At 59.1% G+C, this 24,300-nt stretch carries 18 protein-coding genes; 4 read left to right on the top strand and 14 right to left on the bottom strand.

The genetic code is table 11. From position 1 onward, the window contains the following. Positions 1–26: 26 nt before the first annotated feature. Positions 27–536 (top strand): 6,7-dimethyl-8-ribityllumazine synthase, encoded by a 510-nt coding sequence (locus AC07N8_RS23065; protein WP_483841440.1) that lies wholly within the window; start codon positions 27–29, stop codon positions 534–536. A 155-nt stretch (positions 537–691) separates the two neighbouring features. Here the strand turns inward: AC07N8_RS23065 and astE are convergent, their stop codons facing one another. The 7 genes from astE to AC07N8_RS23030 all read right to left on the bottom strand — a co-directional run bounded on the left by astE (position 692) and on the right by AC07N8_RS23030 (position 8,532). Beyond that, the gene (astE, locus tag AC07N8_RS23060; protein WP_493145953.1) at positions 692–1,702 is read right to left on the bottom strand and encodes a succinylglutamate desuccinylase; all 1,011 of its coding nucleotides are present in this window, start codon (positions 1,700–1,702) and stop codon (positions 692–694) included. A gap of 12 nt (positions 1,703–1,714) precedes the next feature. Further along, positions 1,715–2,002, bottom strand: coding sequence for a hypothetical protein (locus AC07N8_RS23055; RefSeq protein ID WP_046031534.1), 288 nt, complete (start codon positions 2,000–2,002; stop codon positions 1,715–1,717). Between the two features lie 26 nt (positions 2,003–2,028). Next, positions 2,029–3,375, bottom strand: a complete 1,347-nt coding sequence (gene astB, locus AC07N8_RS23050; protein ID WP_123432856.1) for an N-succinylarginine dihydrolase — start codon at positions 3,373–3,375, stop codon at positions 2,029–2,031. 139 nt (positions 3,376–3,514) lie between these two features. Beyond that, entirely contained in the window at positions 3,515–4,984 is a 1,470-nt protein-coding gene (astD, locus tag AC07N8_RS23045) for a succinylglutamate-semialdehyde dehydrogenase (protein ID WP_483841463.1), read from the bottom strand. Further along, positions 4,981–6,006 carry an arginine N-succinyltransferase gene (gene astA / locus AC07N8_RS23040; protein ID WP_483841442.1) on the bottom strand — a complete coding sequence of 342 codons (1,026 nt, stop codon included), beginning with the start codon at positions 6,004–6,006 and terminating at the stop codon, positions 4,981–4,983. The genes astD and astA overlap by 4 nt, the downstream gene beginning before the upstream one ends. 84 nt (positions 6,007–6,090) lie before the next feature. Then, the gene (gene aruF, locus AC07N8_RS23035) at positions 6,091–7,110 is read right to left on the bottom strand and encodes an arginine/ornithine succinyltransferase subunit alpha (RefSeq protein WP_483841443.1); all 1,020 of its coding nucleotides are present in this window, start codon (positions 7,108–7,110) and stop codon (positions 6,091–6,093) included. A gap of 201 nt (positions 7,111–7,311) precedes the next feature. Next, complete coding sequence (locus AC07N8_RS23030) at positions 7,312–8,532, bottom strand: aspartate aminotransferase family protein (protein WP_059182301.1); 1,221 nt, start codon at positions 8,530–8,532, stop codon at positions 7,312–7,314. Positions 8,533–8,818: 286 nt separating this feature from the next. Between AC07N8_RS23030 and AC07N8_RS23025 the strand changes: the two genes are divergently transcribed. After that, positions 8,819–13,663 (top strand): dermonecrotic toxin domain-containing protein, encoded by a 4,845-nt coding sequence (locus AC07N8_RS23025; protein ID WP_493145954.1) that lies wholly within the window; start codon positions 8,819–8,821, stop codon positions 13,661–13,663. 1 nt (position 13,664) lies between these two features. Here the strand turns inward: AC07N8_RS23025 and argR are convergent, their stop codons facing one another. The 7 genes from argR to acs all read right to left on the bottom strand — a co-directional run bounded on the left by argR (position 13,665) and on the right by acs (position 21,686). Continuing rightward, positions 13,665–14,645, bottom strand: a complete 981-nt coding sequence (argR, locus tag AC07N8_RS23020) for a transcriptional regulator ArgR (RefSeq protein ID WP_027923925.1) — start codon at positions 14,643–14,645, stop codon at positions 13,665–13,667. 246 nt (positions 14,646–14,891) lie between these two features. After that, on the bottom strand, positions 14,892–15,656 hold the full coding sequence (locus AC07N8_RS23015; RefSeq protein WP_007943885.1) for an ABC transporter ATP-binding protein: 765 nt from the start codon (positions 15,654–15,656) through the stop codon (positions 14,892–14,894). A gap of 27 nt (positions 15,657–15,683) precedes the next feature. Beyond that, complete coding sequence (locus tag AC07N8_RS23010; RefSeq protein WP_493145955.1) at positions 15,684–16,796, bottom strand: M14 family metallopeptidase; 1,113 nt, start codon at positions 16,794–16,796, stop codon at positions 15,684–15,686. A gap of 1 nt (position 16,797) precedes the next feature. Then, positions 16,798–17,496, bottom strand: coding sequence for an ABC transporter permease (locus AC07N8_RS23005; RefSeq protein ID WP_140667450.1), 699 nt, complete (start codon positions 17,494–17,496; stop codon positions 16,798–16,800). Next, entirely contained in the window at positions 17,493–18,182 is a 690-nt protein-coding gene (locus AC07N8_RS23000; RefSeq protein WP_027923922.1) for an ABC transporter permease, read from the bottom strand. Before AC07N8_RS23000 ends, AC07N8_RS23005 begins: the two co-directional genes overlap by 4 nt. Before the next feature lie 91 nt (positions 18,183–18,273). Continuing rightward, positions 18,274–19,047: an ABC transporter substrate-binding protein gene (locus tag AC07N8_RS22995; RefSeq protein WP_310268414.1), complete on the bottom strand. Its 774-nt coding sequence runs from the start codon at positions 19,045–19,047 to the stop codon at positions 18,274–18,276. A gap of 683 nt (positions 19,048–19,730) precedes the next feature. After that, complete coding sequence (acs, locus tag AC07N8_RS22990) at positions 19,731–21,686, bottom strand: acetate--CoA ligase (RefSeq protein WP_483841446.1); 1,956 nt, start codon at positions 21,684–21,686, stop codon at positions 19,731–19,733. 415 nt (positions 21,687–22,101) lie between these two features. On the opposite strand from acs, the gene AC07N8_RS22985 reads away from it, so the two are divergent. Continuing rightward, complete coding sequence (locus AC07N8_RS22985) at positions 22,102–22,365, top strand: DUF2790 domain-containing protein (RefSeq protein WP_493145956.1); 264 nt, start codon at positions 22,102–22,104, stop codon at positions 22,363–22,365. Between the two features lie 534 nt (positions 22,366–22,899). Beyond that, positions 22,900–24,150 (top strand): ribonucleotide-diphosphate reductase subunit beta, encoded by a 1,251-nt coding sequence (locus AC07N8_RS22980; RefSeq protein ID WP_007943877.1) that lies wholly within the window; start codon positions 22,900–22,902, stop codon positions 24,148–24,150. Positions 24,151–24,300 lie beyond the last annotated feature (150 nt).

The raw sequence follows: 24,300 nt of genomic DNA, 5'->3' as shown, positions 1-24,300 counted from the left end.
TTTTAACCATAAACAGGAGTCAGAACATGCAACCCACCGCAATCGATAGCAAAAGCAAAAACCATCAGGGCGAGCGCGTTGCGTTCATCCAGGCCTGCTGGCACAAGGAAATCGTCGATCAGAGCCGTAAAGGCTTCTTGAGCGAAATGATTGCCCAGGGTTATCAGGAATCGGACATCGATTTCTTCGAGGTCGGCGGCGCCTTTGAAATGCCCCTGCACGCCAAGCTGCTGGCCAAGACCGGCCGTTACGCCGGCATCGTCGCCGCAGCCCTCGTGGTTGATGGCGGGATCTACCGTCACGAGTTCGTCGCCCAGTCGGTGGTCAGTGGCCTGATGCAGGTGCAACTGGAAACCGAAGTGCCAGTGTTCTCGGTATCCCTGACCCCGCACCACTTCCATGCCGGTGAAGAGCACCAGAAGTTCTTCTTCGAGCATTTCCTGCACAAAGGCCAGGAAGCGGCGAAAACGTGCGCAGATACGCTGCACAAGATGCGTGCGTTGCGTCGTAGTGAGCCGCGTGCGATGGCTGTTTAATCCAAAATCTTGGTTCCGGGTGAGGTCTCTGACTTCACCCAAACCAACTGTGGGAGCGAGCCTGCTCGCGAAAGCGGTTTAACATTCAACGGTGATGTTGTTTGTTATGGCGCCTTCGCGAGCGGGCTCGCTCCCACATTTGTTTTGTGTTGTGGTCAGGCCAGGTTTTCGTCGGTGGTCGGTACGATCAGGATGCCGGCGCGCAAGCCATTCTTCACCTTGGGGTTCGGGAAGATAATCCGGGCGCCCTCCTCTTCGATGATCCAGCGGGTATTGGCGATGTCTTCCGCCAGCAGGTAACCCACCTCCAGCTCGGAAAAGTTCTCGATGTCCGCCGGCAGGTTCAAGCGGAAGCTGTCGCTGTGCTTGATGATTTCCCGCGCCACGCTGTACAGCTGCAAACCGTCCAGTGCCGCTTCGGTCAGTTCCGGCTCGGTGCCTTCGATGATCTGTTTCAGGCGGGTTTCCAGCAGGGAAACGTTGACCCCGGCGTTCTGCCCGAACGGCCGCGCCTTGCCCAGCTCAAGGGTAAAGGACTCGGCGCCCAGCTTGTCGTAAGTGTAGGAACTGAAAACGATGGAGGGCTTGTTCTGCAACAGCACCGCTTCCATACCGGCAGCACGCAGGCGCGCCAGTTCCTGACGCGAATGCTGGCGACCTTCCTTCCACGGATACAAGGCGAACTGCTCGATTTTCGAGCCGCGAATCGCGGTGTGCAGGTCGTAGTGCAGACGCTGGCGATCCGGCAGGCTGAAGAAACTCGCCGCCAGGCGCTCCAGCTCACAAGCGCGCAAGGCTTCGGAGCCGCTGCTTTGTTCATGACGGCCGTTGAACAGCCGATTGACGTCCTGCTCGACGAAGCGCTCGCCTTTGCGAATCGCTTCCGGGTTGCCGAACAGGAACAGAATGCGTGCGCGTGGTTTCAAGTCGCCACGAGCGATGTCATGCAACAGGCGATCGAGCAACTCGATCGGCGCTGTTTCGTTGCCGTGGATACCGGCCGACAGCAGCAGGTCCAGGCCATTGTCGCGCGCTTCAGGTGGCCGGACTTCCAGCGCACCTTCGCTCAACCAGCGCATCCGCACGCCTTCGACAGTCAGTTGAGTCTTCTCCGCCGGTTCGCGGCCGGCGAGGGTCAGTTCAAGCAGTTTGCCGAGGGCGAGCATAGAGCGGTTTCCTTAGTGGTCGTGTGCGCAATCCGGGCCGTGCACGTGGTCTTCGTCGCCGACTTCAGCCGGTTCCATTTCCAGTTGCAGACTTACCAGATTAGTCGCCAATGGACGCAGCAGCAGGTTGGCGTATTCAGCGTCACCTTCTTCAACGTCCACGCCGATCAGCAGTTGGCCACGGCCATCGTGCTGGATCCACAGCTCTTTGCCTTGCCACATGACCGCGACGCGGGTGCAGGACGTTTCCAGTTGCGTGCCGTCGGTGTCTTCAAGGATCAGCTGCAGGGTATCGCTCATGTTCTTTACGCTCTCGTTTGAGACTTTCAATTGATCTGGAATGGATAAACCGCGCCCAGTTTAAGGATTTGCGTCAGTTCATCCAGTGCCGTCCGGCACTCAAGCAGCAATTGCGGGTCCGCGAGATCGTTTTCGGTCATGCGGTCGCGGTAGTGCTTGTCGACCCATTCGGTCAACGTGCCGTACAACGGTGCCGTCATGATAACCCCTGGGTTGACCGCCGCCAGTTCGGTTTCATTCAGTGCGACGCGCAGCCGCAGGCAAGCCGGGCCACCGCCGTTCTGCATGCTTTGCTTCAGATCGAAGACTTTGACTTCGCGGATCAGGCCGCCGGAGCTGGTCAGACCTTGCAGGTACTGCCAGACACGCTCGTTGCCACGGCATTCTTCCGGCACGATCAACAGCATCGAACCGTCAGGACGCGACAGCAGCTGGCTATTGAACAGGTAAGAACGAACGGCGTCTTCAACAGTGACCGCCGAACGCGGCACGCAGACGGACTGGAATTTGCCGCCGACTTTAGCCAGTTTACTTTGCAGCTCGGCCAGCATCTGTTCGGTGTCGAGGAACGCGTCCTCGTGATAGAACAGCACCTCGCCGTTACCCACCGCGATCACGTCGTTGTGGAAAACGCCCTGATCGATCACCGACGGGTTCTGCTGCGCGTAGACCACGCCGTCTTCGCTCAGGCCGTGCAGGCGGGCAACGGCCTGGGACGCTTCCAGCGTCTGGCGTGCCGGGTACTTCTGCGGGGCCGGGTAGCGGGTATCGAAAGCGCTGCGACCGAACACGAAAAACTCGACGCCGGCTTCACCGTATTCACGGCAGAAACGGGTGTGGTTGGCCGCGCCTTCGTCACCGAACTGCGCCACGGCCGGCAACGCGGCGTGGTGCGCAAAGTGCTTCTGATCAGCGAACATCGCGCCCAGCACGCGGCTGGTGGTCGGGTGCTCGATGCTGCGGTGGTATTTGCAATTGAGGTTGGCGGCGGTGAAATGCACGCGGCCATCCGCAGTGTCGGCACTTGGGCTGACCGTGGCGGCGTTGGCCACCCACATGCTCGACGCCGAGCAACTGGCGACCAGCAATGGCATGGCGTCTTTAGCAGCTTGCTCGATCACTTGCGCGTCGGTGCCGCTGAAACCCAAACGGCGCAGTGCGGCCACGTCCGGGCGTTCCTGGGGCGCCAGCACACCTTGCTGAAAGCCCATTTCCATCAGCGCTTTCATTTTCGCCAAGCCTTGCAGCGCAGCTTCCTTCGGGTTCGAAGACTGCTGACTGTTGCTCTGGGACGCGACGTTGCCGTAGGACAGGCCGCCGTAGTTATGGGTCGGCCCCACTAGACCGTCAAAATTGACTTCATAGGATTTCATCAGCGAGGCTCCACGAGAATCTGTTGTTATAGGCTTCAGGTAACAATTCAGTAAGACCGAGGCGTGGCCTTCGCGAGCAGGCTCGCTCCCACAGAGAAATGCATTCCAATGTGGGAGCGAGCCTGCTCGCGAATGGGCGTTACGCCATTTTCACGCCAGGCGTGAGAGCGGCAGGCATGGTCAGGCTCGGGGTTTCCAGCGAGGCCACCGGGTACGCGCAGTAATCGGCCGCGTAGTAGGCGCTGGCGCGGTGGTTGCCCGAGGCGCCGACGCCGCCGAATGGCGCGCTGCTCGCGGCGCCGGTCAGCTGCTTGTTCCAGTTGACGATACCGGCGCGGCTTTCCAGCCAGAACTGCTGATAACGCGCTTCGGAATCCGACAGCAAACCCGCCGCCAGGCCATAGTCGGTGTCGTTGGCTTCAGCGATTGCCGCTTCGAAATCAGCGTAGCGGATCACTTGCAACAACGGGCCGAACAGCTCTTCGTCAGGACGATCAGCTACAGCCGTCACATCCAGAATGCCTGGGGTCAGCAACGCGGCTTGTGCCTGCGGCTGAGTCATTTCCAGCAACGCCACTGCGCCATTCGCCAGCAAATGTTCTTGCGCATCCATCAACGCTTTCGCAGCGCCAAGGGAAATGACCGACCCCATGAACGGTGCCGGTTGCTGATCAAACGCACCGACTTCAATCGTCGCGCTGACCGCCACCAGACGCGCCAGCAATGTGTCGCCCCAGGCGCCCTGCGGCACCAGCAAGCGGCGTGCACAGGTGCAACGCTGACCGGCGGAAATGAAGGCCGACTGGATGATGGTGTAAACGGCAGCATCGAGATCGGCCACTTCGTCGACCACCAGCGGGTTGTTACCGCCCATTTCCAGCGCCAGTATCTTGTCCGGACGACCGGCAAATTGCTGATGCAGGTGGTTGCCAGTACGGCTGGAGCCAGTGAAGAACAAACCGTCGATGCCCGGGTTCGCCGCCAGGGCGATACCGGTTTCGCGAGCGCCTTGCAGCAGGTTCAACACGCCCGCTGGCAGACCGGCTTCGATCCAGCATTTAACCGTCAGCTCGGCGACTTTCGGCGTCAGCTCGCTTGGCTTGAACAACACGCTGTTACCGGCCAGCAGCGCCGGCACGATGTGACCGTTCGGCAAGTGGCCAGGGAAATTGTAAGGACCGAACACCGCCACCACGCCGTGCGGCTTGTGACGCAACACAGCGGTGGCGTCGCCCAGCGGGCCGCTCTTCTCGCCGGTACGTTCGCGGTAGCTCTGCACCGAAATCGCAATTTTGTTGACCATGCTGGTCACTTCGGTCGCCGATTCCCACAGCGGCTTGCCGGTTTCTTCACCGATGCAGCGCGCCAGTTCGTCAGCCTTGTTTTTCAGTGCGGCGGCAAAGGCCTCAAGCACGGTAATGCGTTCGTCCAGAGTGCGACGGGCCCAGCCCGGGAATGCCTGACGGGCGGCTTGCACGGCGGATTCAACCTGAGCCGCCGTGGCGCCTTCGCCGGACCACAGCACTTGCTGGGTCACCGGGTTCAGCGACTGGAAGGCTTCGCCCTGACCAGCCAGCCATTCACCTGCGATGTATAGCGAATTCATTATTTCGACTCCCGAGCAGCAGACAACGGTACGGCGCGCACTTGATCGCCGGCGTTGAGTTGAAGACGTTTGGCGGTCAGCGGATCGACCACCAGCGTGCCGGCGGCGAAGCGTGCTGGCGCGGCAGTGATCCGGCAGTCTTCGCGCTTGCGGTTGTGAATCAGGAACGGCGTGGCGTCGTCGCCCGGTGTGCCGATGGCCAGCACCAGCGCCTCGCTGTCACGCACCGCGCGGATCTTGCCGGTTTCGCACTCGACGGCCGGGCCGGCGTCGAAGATGTCGACGTAGCCCTGGTAGCTGAAACCTTCGCTCTTGAGCATGGCCAGCGCCGGCTCGGTGTCCGGATGGACCTTGCCGATGACGTTGCGCGCATCTGGCGACAGGAAGCAGGTGTACAGCGGAAACTTCGGCATCAGTTCGGCGATGAACGCCTTGTTGCCCACGCCGGTCAGGTAATCGGCCTGGCTGAATTCCATCTTGAAGAAGTGACGGCCCAGGCTTTCCCAGAACGGCGAACGCCCGGCTTCATCGGAGACACCGCGCATCTCGGCGATGATCTTGTTGCCGAACAGTTGCGGGAACTCGGCAATGAACAGCATCCGCGCCTTCGCCAGCATGCGGCCATTGAGGCCGGTGCGGAAATCGGCGTGCAGGAACAACGAGCACAGCTCGGAGTTGCCGGTCAGGTCATTGGCCAGGAACAGCGTCGGGATCTCGCGGTAGATGTTCAGCTCTTGCGAAGCGCTGACCGTCAGGCCGACCCGGAAGTTGTACCAAGGCTCACGCAGGCCGACCGCGCCGGCGATGGCGGAAATGCCCACCACGCGGCCCGTGTCGTCTTCGAGTACGAACAGGTAGTCCGCATCAGCGCGCCCGGCTTCGCCGCGAAAGGTCTTCTCGGCCCAGCCGACCCGATGGGCCAGACGTTCTTCGTTGGCCGGCAAGGTAGTCAGGCCGGTGCCGGTGCTGCGGGCCAGGTCGATCAGAGCGGGTAAATCGCTGCTGCGTACGGGACGAACGATCATGCTATCTCCTCAAACGGGCCGCTTGCGCCACCCGTGAAATTTCGCTGCTTTCCAGGTATTACTCGCTGGAAATCAATGCCGGCGTTAAACCGCCACCAGGCGCACGCTGGCACCTTCACCGACGCCCAAGGCTTCGGCCGCTTCCAGATCCAGGGTCACGGGTTTGCCTGGCGCGTAATCGAGCTCAAGCAACACGGCGCGGTAATCCTGCAACTGGGCATTGGCCACCAGGTACTGACGACCGACACCTTTGACCGGCTCACCGATTTTCACCGGCACGACGCGGCTCTGGGCGATCGAACGGATCCCCGTCACACGGGCGTGCAAGGTCGGGCCGCCGTCGAAAATGTCGATGTAGTGATCGGTCTCGAAGCCTTCGCGCATCAGGATGTCGAAGGTGATCTGCGCCCGTGGGTGCACTTGGCCCATCGCCTCTTGAGCGGAGTCCGGCAGCAGCGGCACATAGATCGGGTAATGCGGCATCAGCTCGGCCAGGAACGTGCGGCTCTTCAGGCCGCACAGTCGCTCGGCTTCAGCGTAGTTGAGGTCAAAAAAGTTGCGGCCGATAGCGTCCCAGAATGGCGAGTCGCCGTTTTCATCGCTGTAACCGACGATCTCGGTCACCACGGAATCGGCGAAGCGCTCCGGGTGGCTGGCGACGAACAGCAGGCGACCACGGGAATTGAGCTCGGCCCAAGGCGAACCCACCAACTCGCGCTGCACGTAGAAACTGGTCAGCAAGCTGTTGCCGGTCAGGTCGTGGCACTGCGAGAGCACGTGGATCTTGTTATGAATCTTCAGCTCGCGGGAGGCGTGCACGAAGGTTTCATTACGGAAGCTGTAGAACGGCTCGGAATAACCGGCCGAGGCCACGATTGCCGAGCAACCGGCCAGCTTGCCGGTGGCCGTGTCTTCGAGGACGAAGAAATAGCTCTCTTCACCGTTGAAGCTGACTTCGGCAGCAAACGAGGCTTCGCTTGCAGCGATCTTGTCGCTCAGGCGTTCAACGTCATCCGGCAAGGAAGTGACACCAATCGGGCTGTCCGCAGCCAGACGCTGTACCTCGCCCAGATCAGCCATTTGCGCGGGGCGCATCACCAGCATGGTGTCACTCCTTTCTCTTATAAATTCACAGAAAAAACGCCGGACACTGTGGGAGCGAGCCTGCTCGCGAAAGCGGTGTATTAGTCAGCAGAGATGTTGACTGACACGCCCTCTTCGCGAGCAGGCTCGCTCCCACAATGGAACAAGTCCGGCATAAAAATTTGGTTCGACGCCCGAATAGTCAGGCGTCGAAGGCCCCTATCAGGCTTGTGTCAGTTTGGCGGCAGCGCGTTCGAAGCGGTCCAGACCGGCATCGATATCAGCGTCTTCAACCACAAGGCTCGGCGCGAAGCGAATCACGTCCGGGCCGGCTTGCAGAATCATCAGGCCTTCACGTTCGGCGGCGTTGAAGATGTCCTTGGCCTTGCCTTTCCAGGCATCGCTCAGCACGCAACCGATCAGCAGACCCAGGCCACGCACCTGAGTGAACAGGCCGTACTTCTCGCCGATCTGCTCAAGGCGCGCCTTGAACTTGTCGTGCTTGGCATTGACGCCGGCCAGCACTTCAGGGGTGTTGATCACGTCGATCACGGCTTCTGCGACAGCGCACGCCAGCGGGTTGCCGCCGTAAGTGGTGCCGTGGGTGCCGACGACCAGGTGTTTGGCCAGGTCTTCGGTGGTCAGCATGGCGGCGATCGGGAAACCACCGCCCAGGCTCTTGGCACTGGTCAGGATGTCCGGGGTCACGCCGTAATGCTGGTAGGCGAACAGCTTGCCGCTGCGGCCCATACCGGTTTGCACTTCGTCGAACACCAACAGCGCATTGTGCTCGGTGCACAGGTCGCGAGCGCCTTGCAGGTAAGCCAGTTCAGCCGGCAATACGCCGCCCTCGCCCTGGATCGGCTCCAGCACCACGGCGCAGGTCTTGTCGGAAATAGCCGCTTTCAAAGCCGCCAGATCGTTGTACGGCACATGGGTGATGCCGGTGATTTTCGGACCGAAACCGTCGGAGTACTTCGACTGGCCACCGACGTTCACGGTGAACAGGGTACGGCCGTGGAAGCTGTTCAGCGCGGCGATGATTTCGTACTTCTCAGTACCAAAACGATCGAAGGCGACGCGACGGGCCAGCTTGAAAGCGGCCTCGTTGGCTTCGGCGCCGGAATTACAGAAGAACACGCGCTCGGCAAAGGTAGCGTCGATCAGCTTATGCGCCAGGCGCAGGGCCGGCTCATTGGTGAACACGTTGGACACGTGCCACAGCTTGTTCGCCTGCTCGGTCAAGGCACCGACCAGCGCAGGGTGTGCGTGGCCCAATACGTTAACGGCAATCCCGCCGGCGAAGTCGATCAGCTCGCGGCCAGACTGGTCCCAGACGCGGGAACCGGCACCACGCACAGGGATGAAAGCGGCAGGCGCGTAGTTGGGAACCATTACCTGGTCGAAATCGGCGCGTTGTACCGCAGCGTGCTCAACGGACATCGGAGTCTCCTGAAGAGGAACACTCGCCTGAAACTGGCGAGCGATGAGGGGATTGTAAGGACAGTTTTCAGCCCGGCCTTGCCGCCAAGCGACAACTTCTTATAGCGCAAACCCCGGTTTCAGCCGGGTTTACGGCAATGCGACATATAGCGTCGCAAAGGCGCAGTTTAAACCGGCGGCACAGGTTATAGGCAGGCCTGATGAATGGTGCGGTAAATATGTACCGCACACCGTGGATCGTCATCTGGTTTGCTTGGGCTCAATCCAAACGCTAAGGGATTAGCGCATGAACCAAAACGATATCGAGCTCGACACTCAGCCAGACACCCACTTTCACCCCCTCTACCAAAACCTCCCCGCGTGGGTGCTGGAGTCTTCGGCCGAGACGCGCAGCGCCTTGAAGAACGCCAGCCTTGATGTACCGCACTGGCACCGTACCGCGCCCCGACCGCAACATCAGGCGCTGAAAGCCTCAAGCCAGACCCACATGACCCAGCGAAACCGACTGGGCTCGATGTTGGCCAAACTGCAAAACGCCCGGGATTTTGCCGAGTCGATTCTGGGGCAGGCCCTGAAAGCCCGGTTCGACCTGGGCATCGACGTCAAAAAAACCTTCCTGCGTCTCTATATCCCTCAGACCACGCCCTTCTTCGCGGTCAAAACCGGCGCCGCCCGCACATGGACTGTATCGCTGCTGGACGCCGCACTGCACAACTTCCAGGCGTCCGAGACCGAGGCGGATGCCTACGAGCCTGAATCGACCTTTATCACCCCACCGTCGCCAACAGGGCAGTTCGATACCCTGCCGCAGGTCACCCGAAAAATAACGGTTCAAGGCTTTACCCGGTTGTGCCGGGAACTGGACATTGGTGCCCGGTACAACGCCTACCTCAAAGACAACCTGGGGTTGACCAACCCGGTGGCCGGGGCCGTCCTGAAATCGAATGTCACGAGCGCGAACAAAGCCGCCCTGCGCTCGGCGTTGCACCTGGCCCACACACGTCAGGACATCGACAGCAACGCCTTTAACGCGATCTATCGCGTACTGGAAGGAGGCCCGGCCATGCTATGGGACGGTCACCCTCTGCATTGTCACGACCTGACGATGATGTCCTCAGCGCTGACCGGCATTGTCATCTTTGGTGCCAAATCCGACCGGGTAACCAAAGCCAGCCGCATCATCGCCTACATTCCGGACGACCCGGAGCACCCGCTCAAGCTGTACGCCGACACCGTGGCGTTCATGACCGAACTGACCCGCAAACTGCGCTCGCCCGCTTATCAAACTTTCTTCAGCCGCTTCGTCGATCACGCGGAACGTGGGCACTTTTTTGCTGACCTCAACAGTCGCTTGCAAACGGTGACCTGGCATCAACACACTCATGGCGACCCGCTGCCAAGCTGGCGCGAAACGCCCATCGACAAGCCCAACCTGCAATTTTCGATGAAGCCATTCAGAGCAGGTCTGTGGAATCATCTGTACCAGCGACAGCTGAACAAAATCATCAACGACGCCAGCACGCTCGCTGTTTCCACCGCGCGCGCCGATCAAACGGCGCGATGGGCGCTGTGGGACGCCTTCAGCAAAATCGCCTCCACAATCCTTGAAATAGCGACATTCGTGGCCATGCCCTTTGTGCCGTTCCTGGGCGAGTTGATGCTGGCCTATATGGCCTACCAACTACTCGACGAGACGTTCGAAGGGATCATTGACTGGGCCGAAGGGCTGAAAAAAGAAGCGTTCGTGCACTTGATCGGCCTCGTCGAAACGGCCGTGCAAGTGGGGACCTTCGCGGTGGGCGGCGCCATCGCCGCCGGCACATTCGGTCGCCTCCTTTCCCGCGAAACGACGGCACTAATCGCTCCGCTCAAACCCGTCCCCACGCCAGAGGGCAAAACCAAATACTGGAAGCCGGATCTGGCGCCTTACGAACAAACCATTGAACTGCCGCAGGAGAAAAGCCCCGATCACCTGGGCCTGTACCACCACGAAGGCAAAACGCTGTTGCCCCTCGAAGGAAAGCTGTTCGCCGTACGCCCAACTCGCGATACCCGTCAGTTTCAGATTGAACATCCAAGCCGCAATGACAGCTATAAGCCGTCATTACGACACAACGGTCATGGCGCCTGGCAAACAGAACTGGAGCAACCGCTACAGTGGGACCGGGAAACCGTCATGCGGCGCCTTGGCCACAGTGTCGAATCGCTCTCCAGTGCCGAGCGAGAGCAGATTCTGCGAATCAGCGGTTTTCACGACAACGTGTTGCGAGAAATCCATGTCGAAAACCATCGCCCCCCATCGCTGCTGACCGACACGATCAAGCGCTTCAGGATCGACCGGGATATTCAGACGTTTATCGAACAGATTGGCAGCGACCAGCCTGAGCAATACCGCATGGCCGATCCGCTCATGCAGCAACAGTTGCTGACCCGTTTCGACTCATGGCCTGCCGATACCGCCCTGCCGAAACCGGAAGCCCAGACACCCGTCTTGCGCAAGCAGACCGCGGATATCGCCCGAAACTACCGAAAATCGCTGTTTGAGCTTCGCTATCGCGAGCAGGAAAAAACAGCAGATCCAGCGACACAACAGCTGCTTGCCGACTTCGAGGGATTGCCCACCGATATCGCCCAGGAATTGGCGGGTAATGCGTCGGGCAATGAACTGATGCACTTGCACAACGGGGCCACACCTCAACGCCTGAAGGATGTCGCAAGGAAGGCCCTGGAGGCTGTGCGCGCATCCCGAGCGTATGAAGGGCTCTTTTCTGACGCATTGGCGACGGCAGACACCCACACCCTGGCGTTGCACAGCCTGGATTTACTACCCGGCTGGCCTGCCAACGTGCGCATCGAGGTGCGGGACTTTGTCCATGACGGGGTCGTGCGCGACAGCATTGGACCCATCGACGCATCGATCCGAAAAACGCTGATACGCAACGAAGATGGCATTTACCAAGTGCTTGATGACAGCCAGACGCCGCTGTTCTCTGGCGACTTTTATCAGGCCATCCTTCAGGCACTGCCGGATACCGAGCGCACCACGCTGGGCTTTTCCATCGGCGAAGGACAACGGCTCAAACAGCGCATTGCCGCGCAGGCTCTGGACCAACCACAGCTTCGAGCACTCTTCGCGAATAACCCTCGTCGCAAAACCTTCTATGACCCAACGACCATGCGCCTGCCCGGGGGTGCGGAAGGTTACCCGCGCGTTGGCCCCGCAGCTCCAACGCTCAACGAACGGGTGCGCGAGGTTTATCCAAGCCTTTCCGAGGACGAAATCCAGTCCATGGTCCTGATGCTGCAGCGTCATCCCAGTGGCGCCCGTGTAGAACTTTCACGGCTGGCAAACGAGTTGGCCCGTCTGCACCAGAATCTGGGGCGCTGGATAAACGACGCACCGACCGCCCACCCGCAAACCCGACTCGCCCTGAGCGATCAGGACCGCGAGGTCGCGCACCGTAATCGCACTCGGCTTGCCCAGGAAATCCAGCGCAGCTGGCGCCGCCAATCCGAGCGTGATTTCGATGCGCCCGATGGCAGCGAGCAGTATGTATTGAGGTTTTCAGAACCGATCCTGGGCGACTTGCCGACACTCACCGCCGACTTCAGCCATGTGTCATTGCTTTCTCTGGAAGGCAATCATGCTGCCCAGGGGGTATCGCAGTTTCTGAACAGTTTCAGTGGGCTTCGCCGCCTGGAGCTGCGTCGTTTCGCCTTGTCCACCCTCCCCGAGGCCCTCACTCGAATGCCAGACCTTGATGCGCTGGTGTTAAGTAATTGCGGTATCAGGATGAACGCTGCCACGTGGGCAAAACTGACGGCATTGAACAAGCTGGTCATGCTGGACCTGTACAAAAACCCGTTCGACATCGTCCCTCGCATCGACTCGATGAATGAGCTGGTTCACCTTGATCTAAGCAATACCAACCTGACCGATATTCCGACCGGAGCCCTGCAACATCCAAAACTCGACACCCTGCTGCTGATGAACAACAAGATCAGTGAATTGCCTGTCGAGTTGTTCGAGAGTTCGCTGTACGAAAAACGCGGCGTGCACCTGACGCACAACCCGATTTCCAACCGCTCACGGGAACTCGTCAAACAACATCACTTCGATAGCGCTTACGACATGGGCGTCTACGCCCCAGAGGCGGATATCGATCGCGTCAGGACGTTGTATCCGGGTATGGAAGTCGAGCAAGCGAGCGAGTTTGTCTACGAGTTGCCGGGCACTCTGGAGGATGGCCGGGCAGATCTGGCACGCCTGGAACAGGAGCTGACGCGTTTGAGAGCCGATTTATCCGCATGGACCGCCGACCTTCCGGCCCGACACCCGCTGACGGGCCAGCCTTTCAGCGCCGCCGAACTCTTTACCGAACAAGCTAACCGTGACGAGTTCAAGCAAGCGCTGGAGCAATGCTGGCAGCACGAGTCCGAGCTGGATGATTTCAACGACGGTATAACGCCCACCTACGAACTGATTGCCCGCTCAGTCATCAACGGACAATTACCTACTCTGAATGCAGACTTCAGTCATGTTTCAGCGCTGGAGATTCGGAGTGCCGACGGTGCGACCTCTCTTGGTCGCTTCCTGGAGTCCTTCCCTAACCTCAAAAGCCTGAGGCTGCGCAATTGCACGCTGGGCAACATTCCGGATGCCGTGTTCAACATGGGCCAATTACGATCCCTTTCGCTTCCGGCTTGCCACGTCAGACTGTCGGTAGAATCGGCAAACGCATTGGCTGGAATGGACCAGCTCGACTATCTCGACCTCGGCTCCAACCTGTTGGGACACACCGTTGATGTCAGCCAGATGCCGGAGCTGTCGACCCTCCTGCTTGATAACACCGGCGTTACCGAAATTCCAAACGGCCTGCTGCAACTGACCGATCTCGACTGGGTAGACCTGAGCAGCAATGCCATCACCGAAGTGCCCAGAGATTTGATGGAACTGCCCGTGGAAATTGCAGAGAACATTACGTTGCGCGGCAACCCGTTGTCCGAGGAGAGCCTGTTACGGCTGATCAGTTACTACGAACGCACGGGGGCGGATTTCGGCGTGGACGAAGTCATCAATCGAGGGGAAATGGACATTTCCACCTCTGAAGGTTCCGAGATTGACGAGTAACTCAGCCGCGCTCGGACGGCACCGACGATAACTCGAACGGGCTGCTGCTGCGCCGCTGGTTGCGATCTTCCCGCGGCGTGGCACCGAAGAAGTTGCGGTAGGCGCTGGAGAAATGCGGCCCCGAGGAGAAGCCACACGACAGGCCGATCTGGATGATCGACTTGCTGGTTTGCATCAACATCTGCCGGGCCTTGTTCAGGCGCAACTCCAGGTAATACTGGCTCGGCACACGGTTGAGGTACTGCTTGAAGATCCGCTCCAACTGTCGTCGGGACACGCACACGTGCTGGGCGATTTCGTCGGTGGTCAGCGGTTCTTCGATGTTGGCTTCCATCAGCAACACCGCTTGGGTGAGCTTTGGATGGCTGGAGCCGAGGCGGTTTTGCAGCGGAATACGTTGACGCTCCCCGCCTTCGCGGATGCGTTCGACCACCAGTTCTTCCGAGACTGCGCCAGCGAGTTCGGCGCCGTGATCACGGGCCAATACTGCCAACAACAGATCGAGTACCGACAGGCCGCCGCACGCGGTCAGGCGATCACGATCCCAATCAAACAAATGACTGGTGGCGATGACTTTAGGGAAACGCTCGGTGAAGTCGTCCTGCCAGCGCCAATGCACGGCAGCGCGATAACCATCCAGCAAACCCAATTGCGCCAGCGGGTACACACCCGCCGACAAACCACCAATCACACAACCAGACCGCACCAGTTGTTTCAACGCACTGCTGAGCGCCGGCGCAAGCGTGGTCGGCGGCTCATCGGCGAGCAAAAACAGCTTCTGGAAATTTTCGAGCTTGCCGGCCCACGGCTCACCCGGCAATTGCCAGGCGCCTTCGGTCGGTGGTTCGGCCTGCAAAAACGACAGTTCGTAAACCACGTCCGGATGCACACGCTGGGCAACACGCAAGGCCTCCTCAGCCAGCGCAAGCGTCAGTGCTTTAGTGCTGGGCCAAATCAGGAAACCAATTCGATGGGCAGTCATGGCGGGCAATCCGAAACTAAGAACGGTGATGAAGGCATGGGCCAATGCTAGCCCGTAAATGAACGCAAATCTCAAAACCAACAGAGATCAACTGTAGGAGCCGGCTTGCTGGCGATGGCGGTATGTCTGTGCCAGATACGCAAACTGGCCCACCGCTATCGCCAGCAAGCCGGCTCCTACAAGGGATCGGGGCCAGCCTCTAAATTGCGAAGCATGCACTATCCCGGTGCACAACGGCAGTCTTGATTACTTCAAGCTGCCCGAGAGGAATTGTTGCAGACGCTCGGACTGGGGATTGACCAGCACCTCACGCGGGTTGCCACTTTCTTCGACGACACCTTTGTGCAGGAACACCAACTGGTTCGACACTTCACGGGCAAAGCCCATTTCGTGCGTGACCACCACCATGGTCCGACCTTCCTGGGCCAGAGCCTGCATGACTTTCAGCACGTCGCCGACCAGTTCCGGGTCGAGTGCCGAGGTCGGTTCGTCGAACAGCATAACCTCAGGTTCCATCGCCAGCGCTCGGGCAATTGCCACACGCTGCTGTTCGCCGCCGGACATGTGGCCAGGGTAAGCGTCCTTGCGGTGACCCACGCCGACCTTGTTCAGGTAGTGCTCGGCCTTCTCGCGGGCTTCAGCCTTGGACATGCCCAGTACGTGGACCGGCGCTTCCATGATGTTTTCCAGCGCGGTCATGTGCGACCACAGGTTGAAATGCTGGAACACCATCGACAGGCGCGAACGCATGCGTTGCAGCTGCTTCGGGTCGGCCGCCTTCAGCGCGCCGTCCTTGTTGGCGACCAGTTTCAGCTCTTCGTTGTTGAGCAGAATCTTGCCCGCGTGCGGCTGCTCCAGCAGGTTGATGCAGCGCAGGAAGGTACTTTTGCCGGAGCCACTGGAGCCGATGATGCTGATCACATCGCCAGCCGCCGCTTTCAGGGACACGCCCTTGAGCACTTCGTGACTGCCATAGCGTTTATGCAGGTCTTGGACTTCAAGTTTGTACATGCGGTCGGTTCTCACAAAAACAGTCAGTCAGTCGTTGAGCAAGCGCCCGTGACGCAGCGCTTCGCGCCCCGCCACCTTGGCCAGCCAGAAACCGGGTTGGGCATAACGCAGCCGTTCAATGGCAAACAGCACCCCGGACGTACCAGCACACACCGTGCTGACCCGATCCGACAACGGATCGATCACTTCAAAAATCTCGTCACCGGCGTCGATCCACTCACCGGGTTTACGCAGGAAACTCACCACACCGGGGTGTGGAGCAAACAGCAATTCAGTGCCTTCGAACGGCATGCCTTCACACGCTTCTTGCGCAGGTTTGGGCCATTCGCCGCTGATCAGGCCTTGCTCGGCGAGGAACGCCAGAATGCCTTCGGCGTGCGCCACGGACTCGAGACGACCGGTATCCGCCTGACCACCTAATTCAATGGTAGTCGCCAGGCACGCCAGCGGAATCTGTGCATCCGGGAACAGACGCGACAGACGCAACCACGGCAGCGAGCAGGCTTCATCGAAGGAACTGCCGCCGGAATCTTCCGCCAGCAGACCGACCCGCACATTCAGGTGCGCGGCCAACGAACGCCACTGCGGCCAGTGTTGCGGCAAGGCGTACATGTGCAGCGCCGCTTCCGAATCGCAGTGCAAATCCAGCACCACGTCAGCCGTGCAGGCGTGGCTGAGCAAAACGCGCTGCATGCCTTGCAACTGACTGCCCGCCTCTGGCAATTCGGCCAGATGATCAGCCATCGCCTGACGGATCAGACGAATGTTGGCGTGCGGATCATCACCAAGACTACCAGCCAGCGCAGCCGCAACCGGCGCGCTCAGCTCAACGAAATCGCGGTTGAAATTCTTGCCGCTACCCGCCTCGAAGCGCCCTTGATGATTGCCCTGCAACAGTTGGCCGAGGCCCATCGGGTTGGCCACGGGTACCAGCTCAATCACGCCGTTGAGCAAGCCTTGGGCTTCGAGTTCGGCCAGGCGCTTTTTCAGCTCCCAGGCCGTGCGCATCCCCGGCAGTTCGTCGGCGTGCAGGCTGGCCTGGATGTAGGCCTTGCGCTCGCCACTACCGAAGCGGAACACCGAGATCTGGCGCTCGCTGCCCAAGTGGCTCCACGGCAATACGTGATCGATGCGTTCCATATCAGTGCTTCCGCGGGGCCAGGTAGCCCAGCCAGCGGCGCTCGGCCAGTTTGAACAGCTTCACCAGGATGAAGGTCAGGCACAGGTAGAACACACCGGCGGTGATGTAGGCTTCGAACGGCAGGTAGAACTGGGCGTTGACCGTGCGCGCGGCACCGGTGATGTCGATCAGGGTCACGATGGACGCCAGACTGGTGGTCTGCAGCATCATGATCACTTCGTTGCTGTACTGCGGCAGCGCCCGGCGCAGGGCCGATGGCAACAGGATGCGCTTGTACATCTTGTAGCGCGACATGCCCATCGCCTTGGCGGCTTCGATCTCGCCGTTCGGCGTGGCCCGCAGGCTGCCGGCGATGATTTCGGCGGTGTAGGCGCTGGTGTTGATCGCAAAGGCCAGGCACGCACAGAACGTTGCGCTGGACAGCCACGGCCACAGGAAGCTTTCACGTACCGCTTCGAATTGCGCCAACCCGTAGTAGATCAAGAACAGCTGCACCAGCATCGGCGTGCCGCGGATCACGTAGGTGTAGAGCCAGGCGCTCATGTTGACGGCGGCGTTCTTCGAGACGCGCATCAAGCCCAGCGGCAAAGCGCACAGCAGGCCGAAAAACAGCGACAGCGCGAGCAATTTGAGGGTAGTCACCAAGCCGCCGAGGTACAGCGGCAAGGCCTCCCAAATGACGTTGTAGTCGAAGATCATAGATCAGCCGCCCTTACGCCTACCGAGTAGCGCTTCTCAAGGTGACGCAATGCCAGCAACGAGACACTGGTGATCACCAGGTACATCGCCGCCACTGCGAGGAAGAAGGTGAAAGGCTCGCGGGTGGCATCTGCCGCCTGCTTGGCCTTGAACATCATGTCTTGCAGACCTACCACCGAAATCAGCGCAGTCGCCTTGGTCAAGACCAGCCAGTTATTGGTAAAGCCCGGAATCGCCAGGCGAATCATCTGCGGCACCAATACCCGGAAGAACACCTGAAAACTGCTCATGCCGTACGCCATGCCGGCTTCTGCCTGCCCCTTCGGGATCGCCATGAAGGCGCCGCGGAAGGTTTCCGACAGGTACGCACCGAAGATGAAACCGAGGGTGCCGATACCGGCGGCCAACGGGTTCAGGTCGATGTAGTCGTTAAAGCCCAACAACGGTGCGACGCGGTTGAGCAGGTCCTGGCCGCCGTAGAAAATCAGCAGGATCAGCACCAGATCGGGAATACCGCGGATCACCGTGGAATACAGATCGCCCAGCCAGGCCAGCCAGCGAATCGGCGACAGACGCAGCGCAACGCCGATCAGCCCCAGAACGATGGCCAGGACCATGGACGACAAGGCGAGCTGAAGCGTCAGCCATGCGCCATCGAGGATGACAGCCCCGTAGCCTTTCAACATGATTCAGGTCCTCGAAAGTTGGGATGAAAAAATGGCGCAAACCTCAGAGATCCTGTTGCTTGCGCCATTTCGGACTTGTCGCCGCAGCGTATTACTTGCCGTAGATATCGAAGGCGAAGTACTTGTCCTGGATTTGCTTGTACTTGCCGTTCTCACGAATGGCAGCGATCGCGGTGTTGATCTGGTCTTTCAGCGCGTCGCCCTTGCGCACAGCGATACCCACGCCGTCGCCGAAGTATTTGACGTCGGTGAACGCCGGGCCAACGAAGGCGAAGCCTTTGCCAGCGTCGGTTTTCAGGAAACCGTCATCCAGCAGCGTAGCGTCTGCCACGGTGCCGTCGAGGCGGCCGGCGGCCACGTCGAGGTAAATTTCGTTCTGCGAACCGTAAGGCTTGATCTCGGCACCCAGCGGGGCCAGGACTTCGCGGGCGAAACGCTCGTGGATCGAACCACGTTGCACGCCGATGTTCTTGCCCTTGAGCTCTGTCAGGCCTTCGCTGACTTGAGTGCCAGCCTTCATGACCAGGCGAGCCGGGGTGTTGTAGTACTTGTTGGTGAAGTCGACAGACTTCTTGCGGTCTTCAGTGATCGACATGGACGACAGGATCGCGTCGATCTTGCGCACTTTCAGTGCTGGGATCAGACCGTCGAACTCTTGCTCGACCCACACGCACTTGACCTTCATCTGCTCGCACAGTGCGTTGCCGATGTCGTAGTCGAAACCAACGATGCTGCCGTCCGGTGCTTTGGAAGCGAACGGAGGGTAAGCCGCTTCGATGCCGATTTTCAGAGGCTTTTCATCGGCGAAGGTTGGCAGGGACAGCACGGACAGTGCCAGGGCGCCAAGCAGCACGAGTTTCTTCATCTTGGGACTCCATCGGTAAAGGGCAAAAACGGCAGAGTGAGCGACAGCCCAATATGCGAGTGAGTAGAACCACAAAAGCGATTGCTGCGTCCTAGGAATCGCGTGTTGTTTTCAACACGGCCACCGACGAGCGAGTGATCGGCATTCTAACGACAGGCCCGAAGCCGATATTTCTTCAATGCGACAACTAATTACAGATGCACCGAGAAAGCCGCTTGAGCGCGTTGACAGCCCTGCAAAATCATGCAAGAGCAAAAGACAGTGAACCGATCTACGTTGCAAATTGCGGGCCTATTATTGGCAAACCCTTCTAATCCGGCAAGCTTGGCGTTATGTCTTATTTTTCTGGCGGGCTGGGGAGGCGTGGGAATGGGGTTTTGCGTTTCCCAATGCCCCGGATGGGCGCGGGCGGTTACACATTCAGTTACTTGAAGGGGGATGGGTAACAGTGGGAATCGGCCTACAACTGAAGCCGATAATTATTGGCTGTTGTTTATGGGGTGTCTGACACACCGCCTTCGCGAGCAGGCTCGCTCCCACAGTTGATTGGGTTACTACGCAGATCCCCTGTGGGAGCGAGCCTGCTCGCGAAAGGGCAAGAACTGCCACCACAAAACCCCAGGCAATAAAAAACCCCACCAGGCTCACCACCCGGCAGGGTTTCATGACTCAAGACCCGCTACTTAAGCAACATTCATGGTCTTGTGCGTATCAATCAAATGCTGCACCACACCCGGATCCGCCAAGGTCGAAATATCGCCCAAGCCATCGTATTCAGCCGTGGCTATCTTGCGCAGAATCCGGCGCATGATCTTGCCCGAGCGAGTCTTCGGCAGCCCCGGTGCCCACTGGATCACATCCGGCGAAGCAATCGGACCAATCTCTTTACGCACCCAGTTTTTCAGTTCGAGGCGCAGTTGCTCAGTCGGCTCTTCGCCATTTTTCAGGGTGACGTAGACATAAATGCCCTGACCCTTGATGTCATGCGGCACACCGACCACCGCCGCTTCGGCGACTTTCGGGTGCGCGACCATTGCGCTTTCGATCTCGGCGGTGCCCATGCGGTGGCCGGACACGTTGAGCACGTCATCCACGCGACCGGTGATCCAGTAGTAACCATCCGCATCACGACGTGCACCGTCACCGGTGAAATACATGCCACGGAACGTCTTGAAGTAAGTATCGACGAAACGGTCATGGTCGCCGTACAGGGTACGGGCCTGACCCGGCCACGAATCGAGAATCACCAGGTTGCCCTCGGCAACACCCTCGATGATGTTACCGAGGTTGTCCACCAGCGCCGGCACCACGCCGAAGAACGGACGTGCCGCCGAACCCGGTTTGAGCGCATGAGCGCCCGGCAGCGGGCTCATCATGTTGCCGCCGGTTTCGGTCTGCCACCAGGTATCGACGATCGGGCAACGGGACTTGCCGACGTTCTTGTAGTACCAATCCCAGGCTTCCGGGTTGATCGGCTCACCGACCGAACCGAGCAGGCGCAGGCTGCTGCCGTCAGCGCCTTCCACCGCCGCCGTGCCCGACGCCATCATCGCGCGGATCGCCGTCGGTGCGGTGTAGAGGATGTTGACCTTGTGCTTGTCGACGATCTTCGCCACCCGGGTGATGTCCGGATAGTTCGGCACGCCTTCGAACAGCAGCGTGGTCGCGCCATTGGCCAGTGGGCCATAGACGATGTAGCTGTGACCGGTGACCCAACCAACATCAGCGGTGCACCAGTAGATTTCGCCCGGACGGTAGTCGAACACGCGCTCGTGGGTCATCGCCGCATACAACAGGTAACCGCCGGTGGTGTGCTGCACGCCCTTCGGCTTGCCGGTCGAACCGGAGGTGTAAAGGATGAACAGCGCTTCTTCGGCGCCCATCTCTTTCGGCGCGCAGACACTGCCCGCCACTTTCATCAGGTCTTCAAACCAGATGTCGCGATGCTGGTTCCACTTGATGTCACCACCGGTGCGCTTGCACACGATGACTTTCTGGATGCTGCTGGTTTCCGGATTGGTCAGCGCGTCGTCGACGTTGGTCTTGAGCGGGATCTTCTTGCCGGCACGAATGCCTTCGTCAGCAGTGATCACCACTTTGGATTTGCAGTCGATGATGCGACCGGCCAGGGCTTCCGGCGAGAAACCACCGAACACCACCGAGTGAATCGCGCCGATCCGGGTGCAGGCCAGCATGGCGACCACGGCTTCGGGGATCATCGGCATATAGATAGTCACCACGTCGCCGCGGTGTACGTCCTGACCACGCAGGGCGTTGGCGAACTTGCAGACTTGCTCGTGCAGCTCGCGGTAGGTGATGTTGCGGCTTTCGGCAGGGTCATCCCCTTCCCAGATGATCGCGATTTGATCGCCGCGCTCGGCCAGATGACGGTCGAGGCAGTTGTAGGAAACGTTCAGGGTGCCGTCGGCGAACCATTTGATGTCGACATGGTGATCGTCGAAGGACGTCTGCTTCACCGTGGTGAAAGGCTTGATCCAGTCGAGGCGCTTGGCTTGCTCGCGCCAGAAGCCGTCCGGGTTGACGACCGACTGCTGGTACATGGCCTTGTAGGTCGCCTCGTCAGTCAGCGTGTTAGCCAGGACCTCGGGACGAACGGGATACAGGGAAGCCGCACTCATCTTTCTTACCTCGGTGGAATAGTTGTTTTTGTATGGCCCTGTTGTAGCCGGGCCGGCCCTATAGAACCATTCGACGATGGTAGTAACAAGCCCCTACAAAATGTCCTGAAAAGCCTGCGAGGCTCAGCCAGCAAGGCTTACGGTGCCATATGAGCGATGCCCCGTCTTACTGCAAATGGAGTAGAAACCCCTGTTTCCGTGGATTGTTACGAAATCTGTCAAAGGTGTTTATCAAATCCACGGCTATATGATTGAAACCCCCACGCCTAAAATCTGCCACGCCAACAAGGCAATCTGATTAACCGAGTTGCAGCCCCCACGAAGGCAGTTAATCAAACACTCCGGTACCCAAGCTCCACACGCAACCCCACAAAGGTTGCGTGACCCCACTCGACCTCTAAAAGGTGAATTTTAAATGAAAGCTTTATTAGTTCTGGCCCTCAGCAGCCTGTGCGCAACCGCCATGGCAGACGAGGTCCCGACTGATGTCGCACAGCAACAACCGGTAGTTGAGGAATACACTTACTCCACCCACCTGGACATCGCCAAAGTTGTTTCCATCAGCGAAACACCGAATGTGTGTGAAGTTGTCCCGATGAAAATGGAATACGAAGACTCCAAGGGCCAACGGCATATTCTGAGCTACACCATGATGGGTAACGGCTGCTCCAATGGCTGATCAAGACTGCACCGAATCGGGTCATTTCAGCTGAGCGCTGAGGGTCGATTCCAGCCCGGCTTCGGTCGGGCTCAGTTGTGTTTGCAAGCGACGAAAACCGCCGAGAAACACTAGATGTAGTGAAAAAGCGGCTTTTTGGTTGTTTTTTGAGCGAAAACAAATCAGCGTCAAAATTAACGAAAAAAAATCTACACCGGCCAAAGCCCTGTATTACCTCGGTTTGCCCGAAAAACCATCCCTTTCGGCCCTTCCATGAGCCGATTCGCCGCACCACGCCGGCAAAAATTTCCCTATAATGCCGCCTTAAACGGGCCTGCAATATTCCCTTACAGGGATGAAAAGCCAATCTGAAGCCCCGCACTCGCGTCTGACGCTGGCTGCGCCCATCAGTGGCTCTCGGAACCCCGTACAAAATTCTGTTTTATTGCCTGCCTTGGCTGCAAAAAACGATTCCTTAAGATCCAACGCGGTCAGACCGACCGTGTGAAAAACCATCACACGGGCATCTGGCCCTCACGCAGGAGACGACACGTCATGCTGAGCTGGGACGAATTCGACAAAGAAGACAGCGGCGAAGCCGTGGTAAAAGGCGCTAACGCCGGCCACGCGACCGAAGCCAACATGGACCGACTCGACACCGCTGGTGGTGTCGCCGCTCAAGAAGCTCGCGCCGTTACCGCGAACGACTCTGCCGCAATCGCCCGTGCCAAAGCTGCCCTGGACACCCTCGACGTCGCCGAAGGCCTCGCCGAACTCGAAGGCGCCTCCGCCCGCGTCGCTGTCGACGAAAAGCGCATGATCAACTGCCGCGCCGACCTCAACCAACTCGTGCCGTTCAAGTACGACTGGGCCTGGCAGAAGTATCTGGACGGTTGCGCAAACCACTGGATGCCGCAAGAAGTCAACATGACCGCCGACATCGCCCTCTGGAAAGACCCGGAAGGCCTGACCGACGACGAGCGCCGCATCGTCATGCGCAACCTCGGCTTCTTCTCCACCGCCGACTCCCTGGTTGCCAACAACCTGGTCCTGGCCGTGTACCGCCTGATCACCAACCCGGAATGCCGCCAGTACATCCTGCGCCAGGCGTTCGAAGAGGCGATCCACACCCACGCCTACCAGTACTGCATCGAATCGTTGGCCATGGATGAAGGCGAGATCTTCAACATGTACCACGAGATCCCATCGGTCGCGAAAAAAGCCACCTGGGGCCTCAAATACACCCGTTCGATCTCCGATCCGAAGTTCGAAACCGGCACCGTCGAAACCGACAAAGAGCTGCTGCGCAACCTGATCGCCTACTACTGCGTTCTGGAAGGCATCTTCTTCTACTGCGGCTTCACCCAGATCCTCTCCATGGGCCGCCGCAACAAAATGACCGGCGTCGCCGAGCAGTTCCAGTACATCCTGCGCGACGAATCCATGCACCTGAACTTCGGCATCGACGTGATCAACCAGATCAAAATCGAAAACCCGCACCTGTGGGATGCCGAGATGAAGGAAGAGGCTTCGCAGATGATTCTGCAGGGTACTCAGCTGGAGATCGAATACGCTCGGGATACCATGCCTCGTGGCGTGTTGGGGATGAATGCGGCGATGATGGAGGACTACCTCAAGTTTATTGCTAACCGTCGTCTGTCGCAGATCGGTCTTAAAGAAGAGTATCCAGGGACGACTAACCCGTTCCCTTGGATGAGCGAGATTATGGACTTGAAGAAAGAGAAGAATTTCTTTGAGACTCGGGTAATCGAATACCAAACTGGTGGTGCGCTTAGCTGGGATTGATTTCCCAGTTCGCCGCGATTTGATGATTGCAGTGTGAATCGACAAATCGAAAATGCAAAAGCCCCGATCTGATCGTAATGCTGTTCACTTAAGTATTTGAGTCTCAGCAAGGCTTCATCGAAAATCCGATGCCAGACCTCTGGCATCGGA

It is taken from the genome of Pseudomonas sp. GW821-FHT10C09, from assembly GCF_059415465.1.
This window is presented reverse-complemented; position numbering and strand designations above follow the sequence as displayed.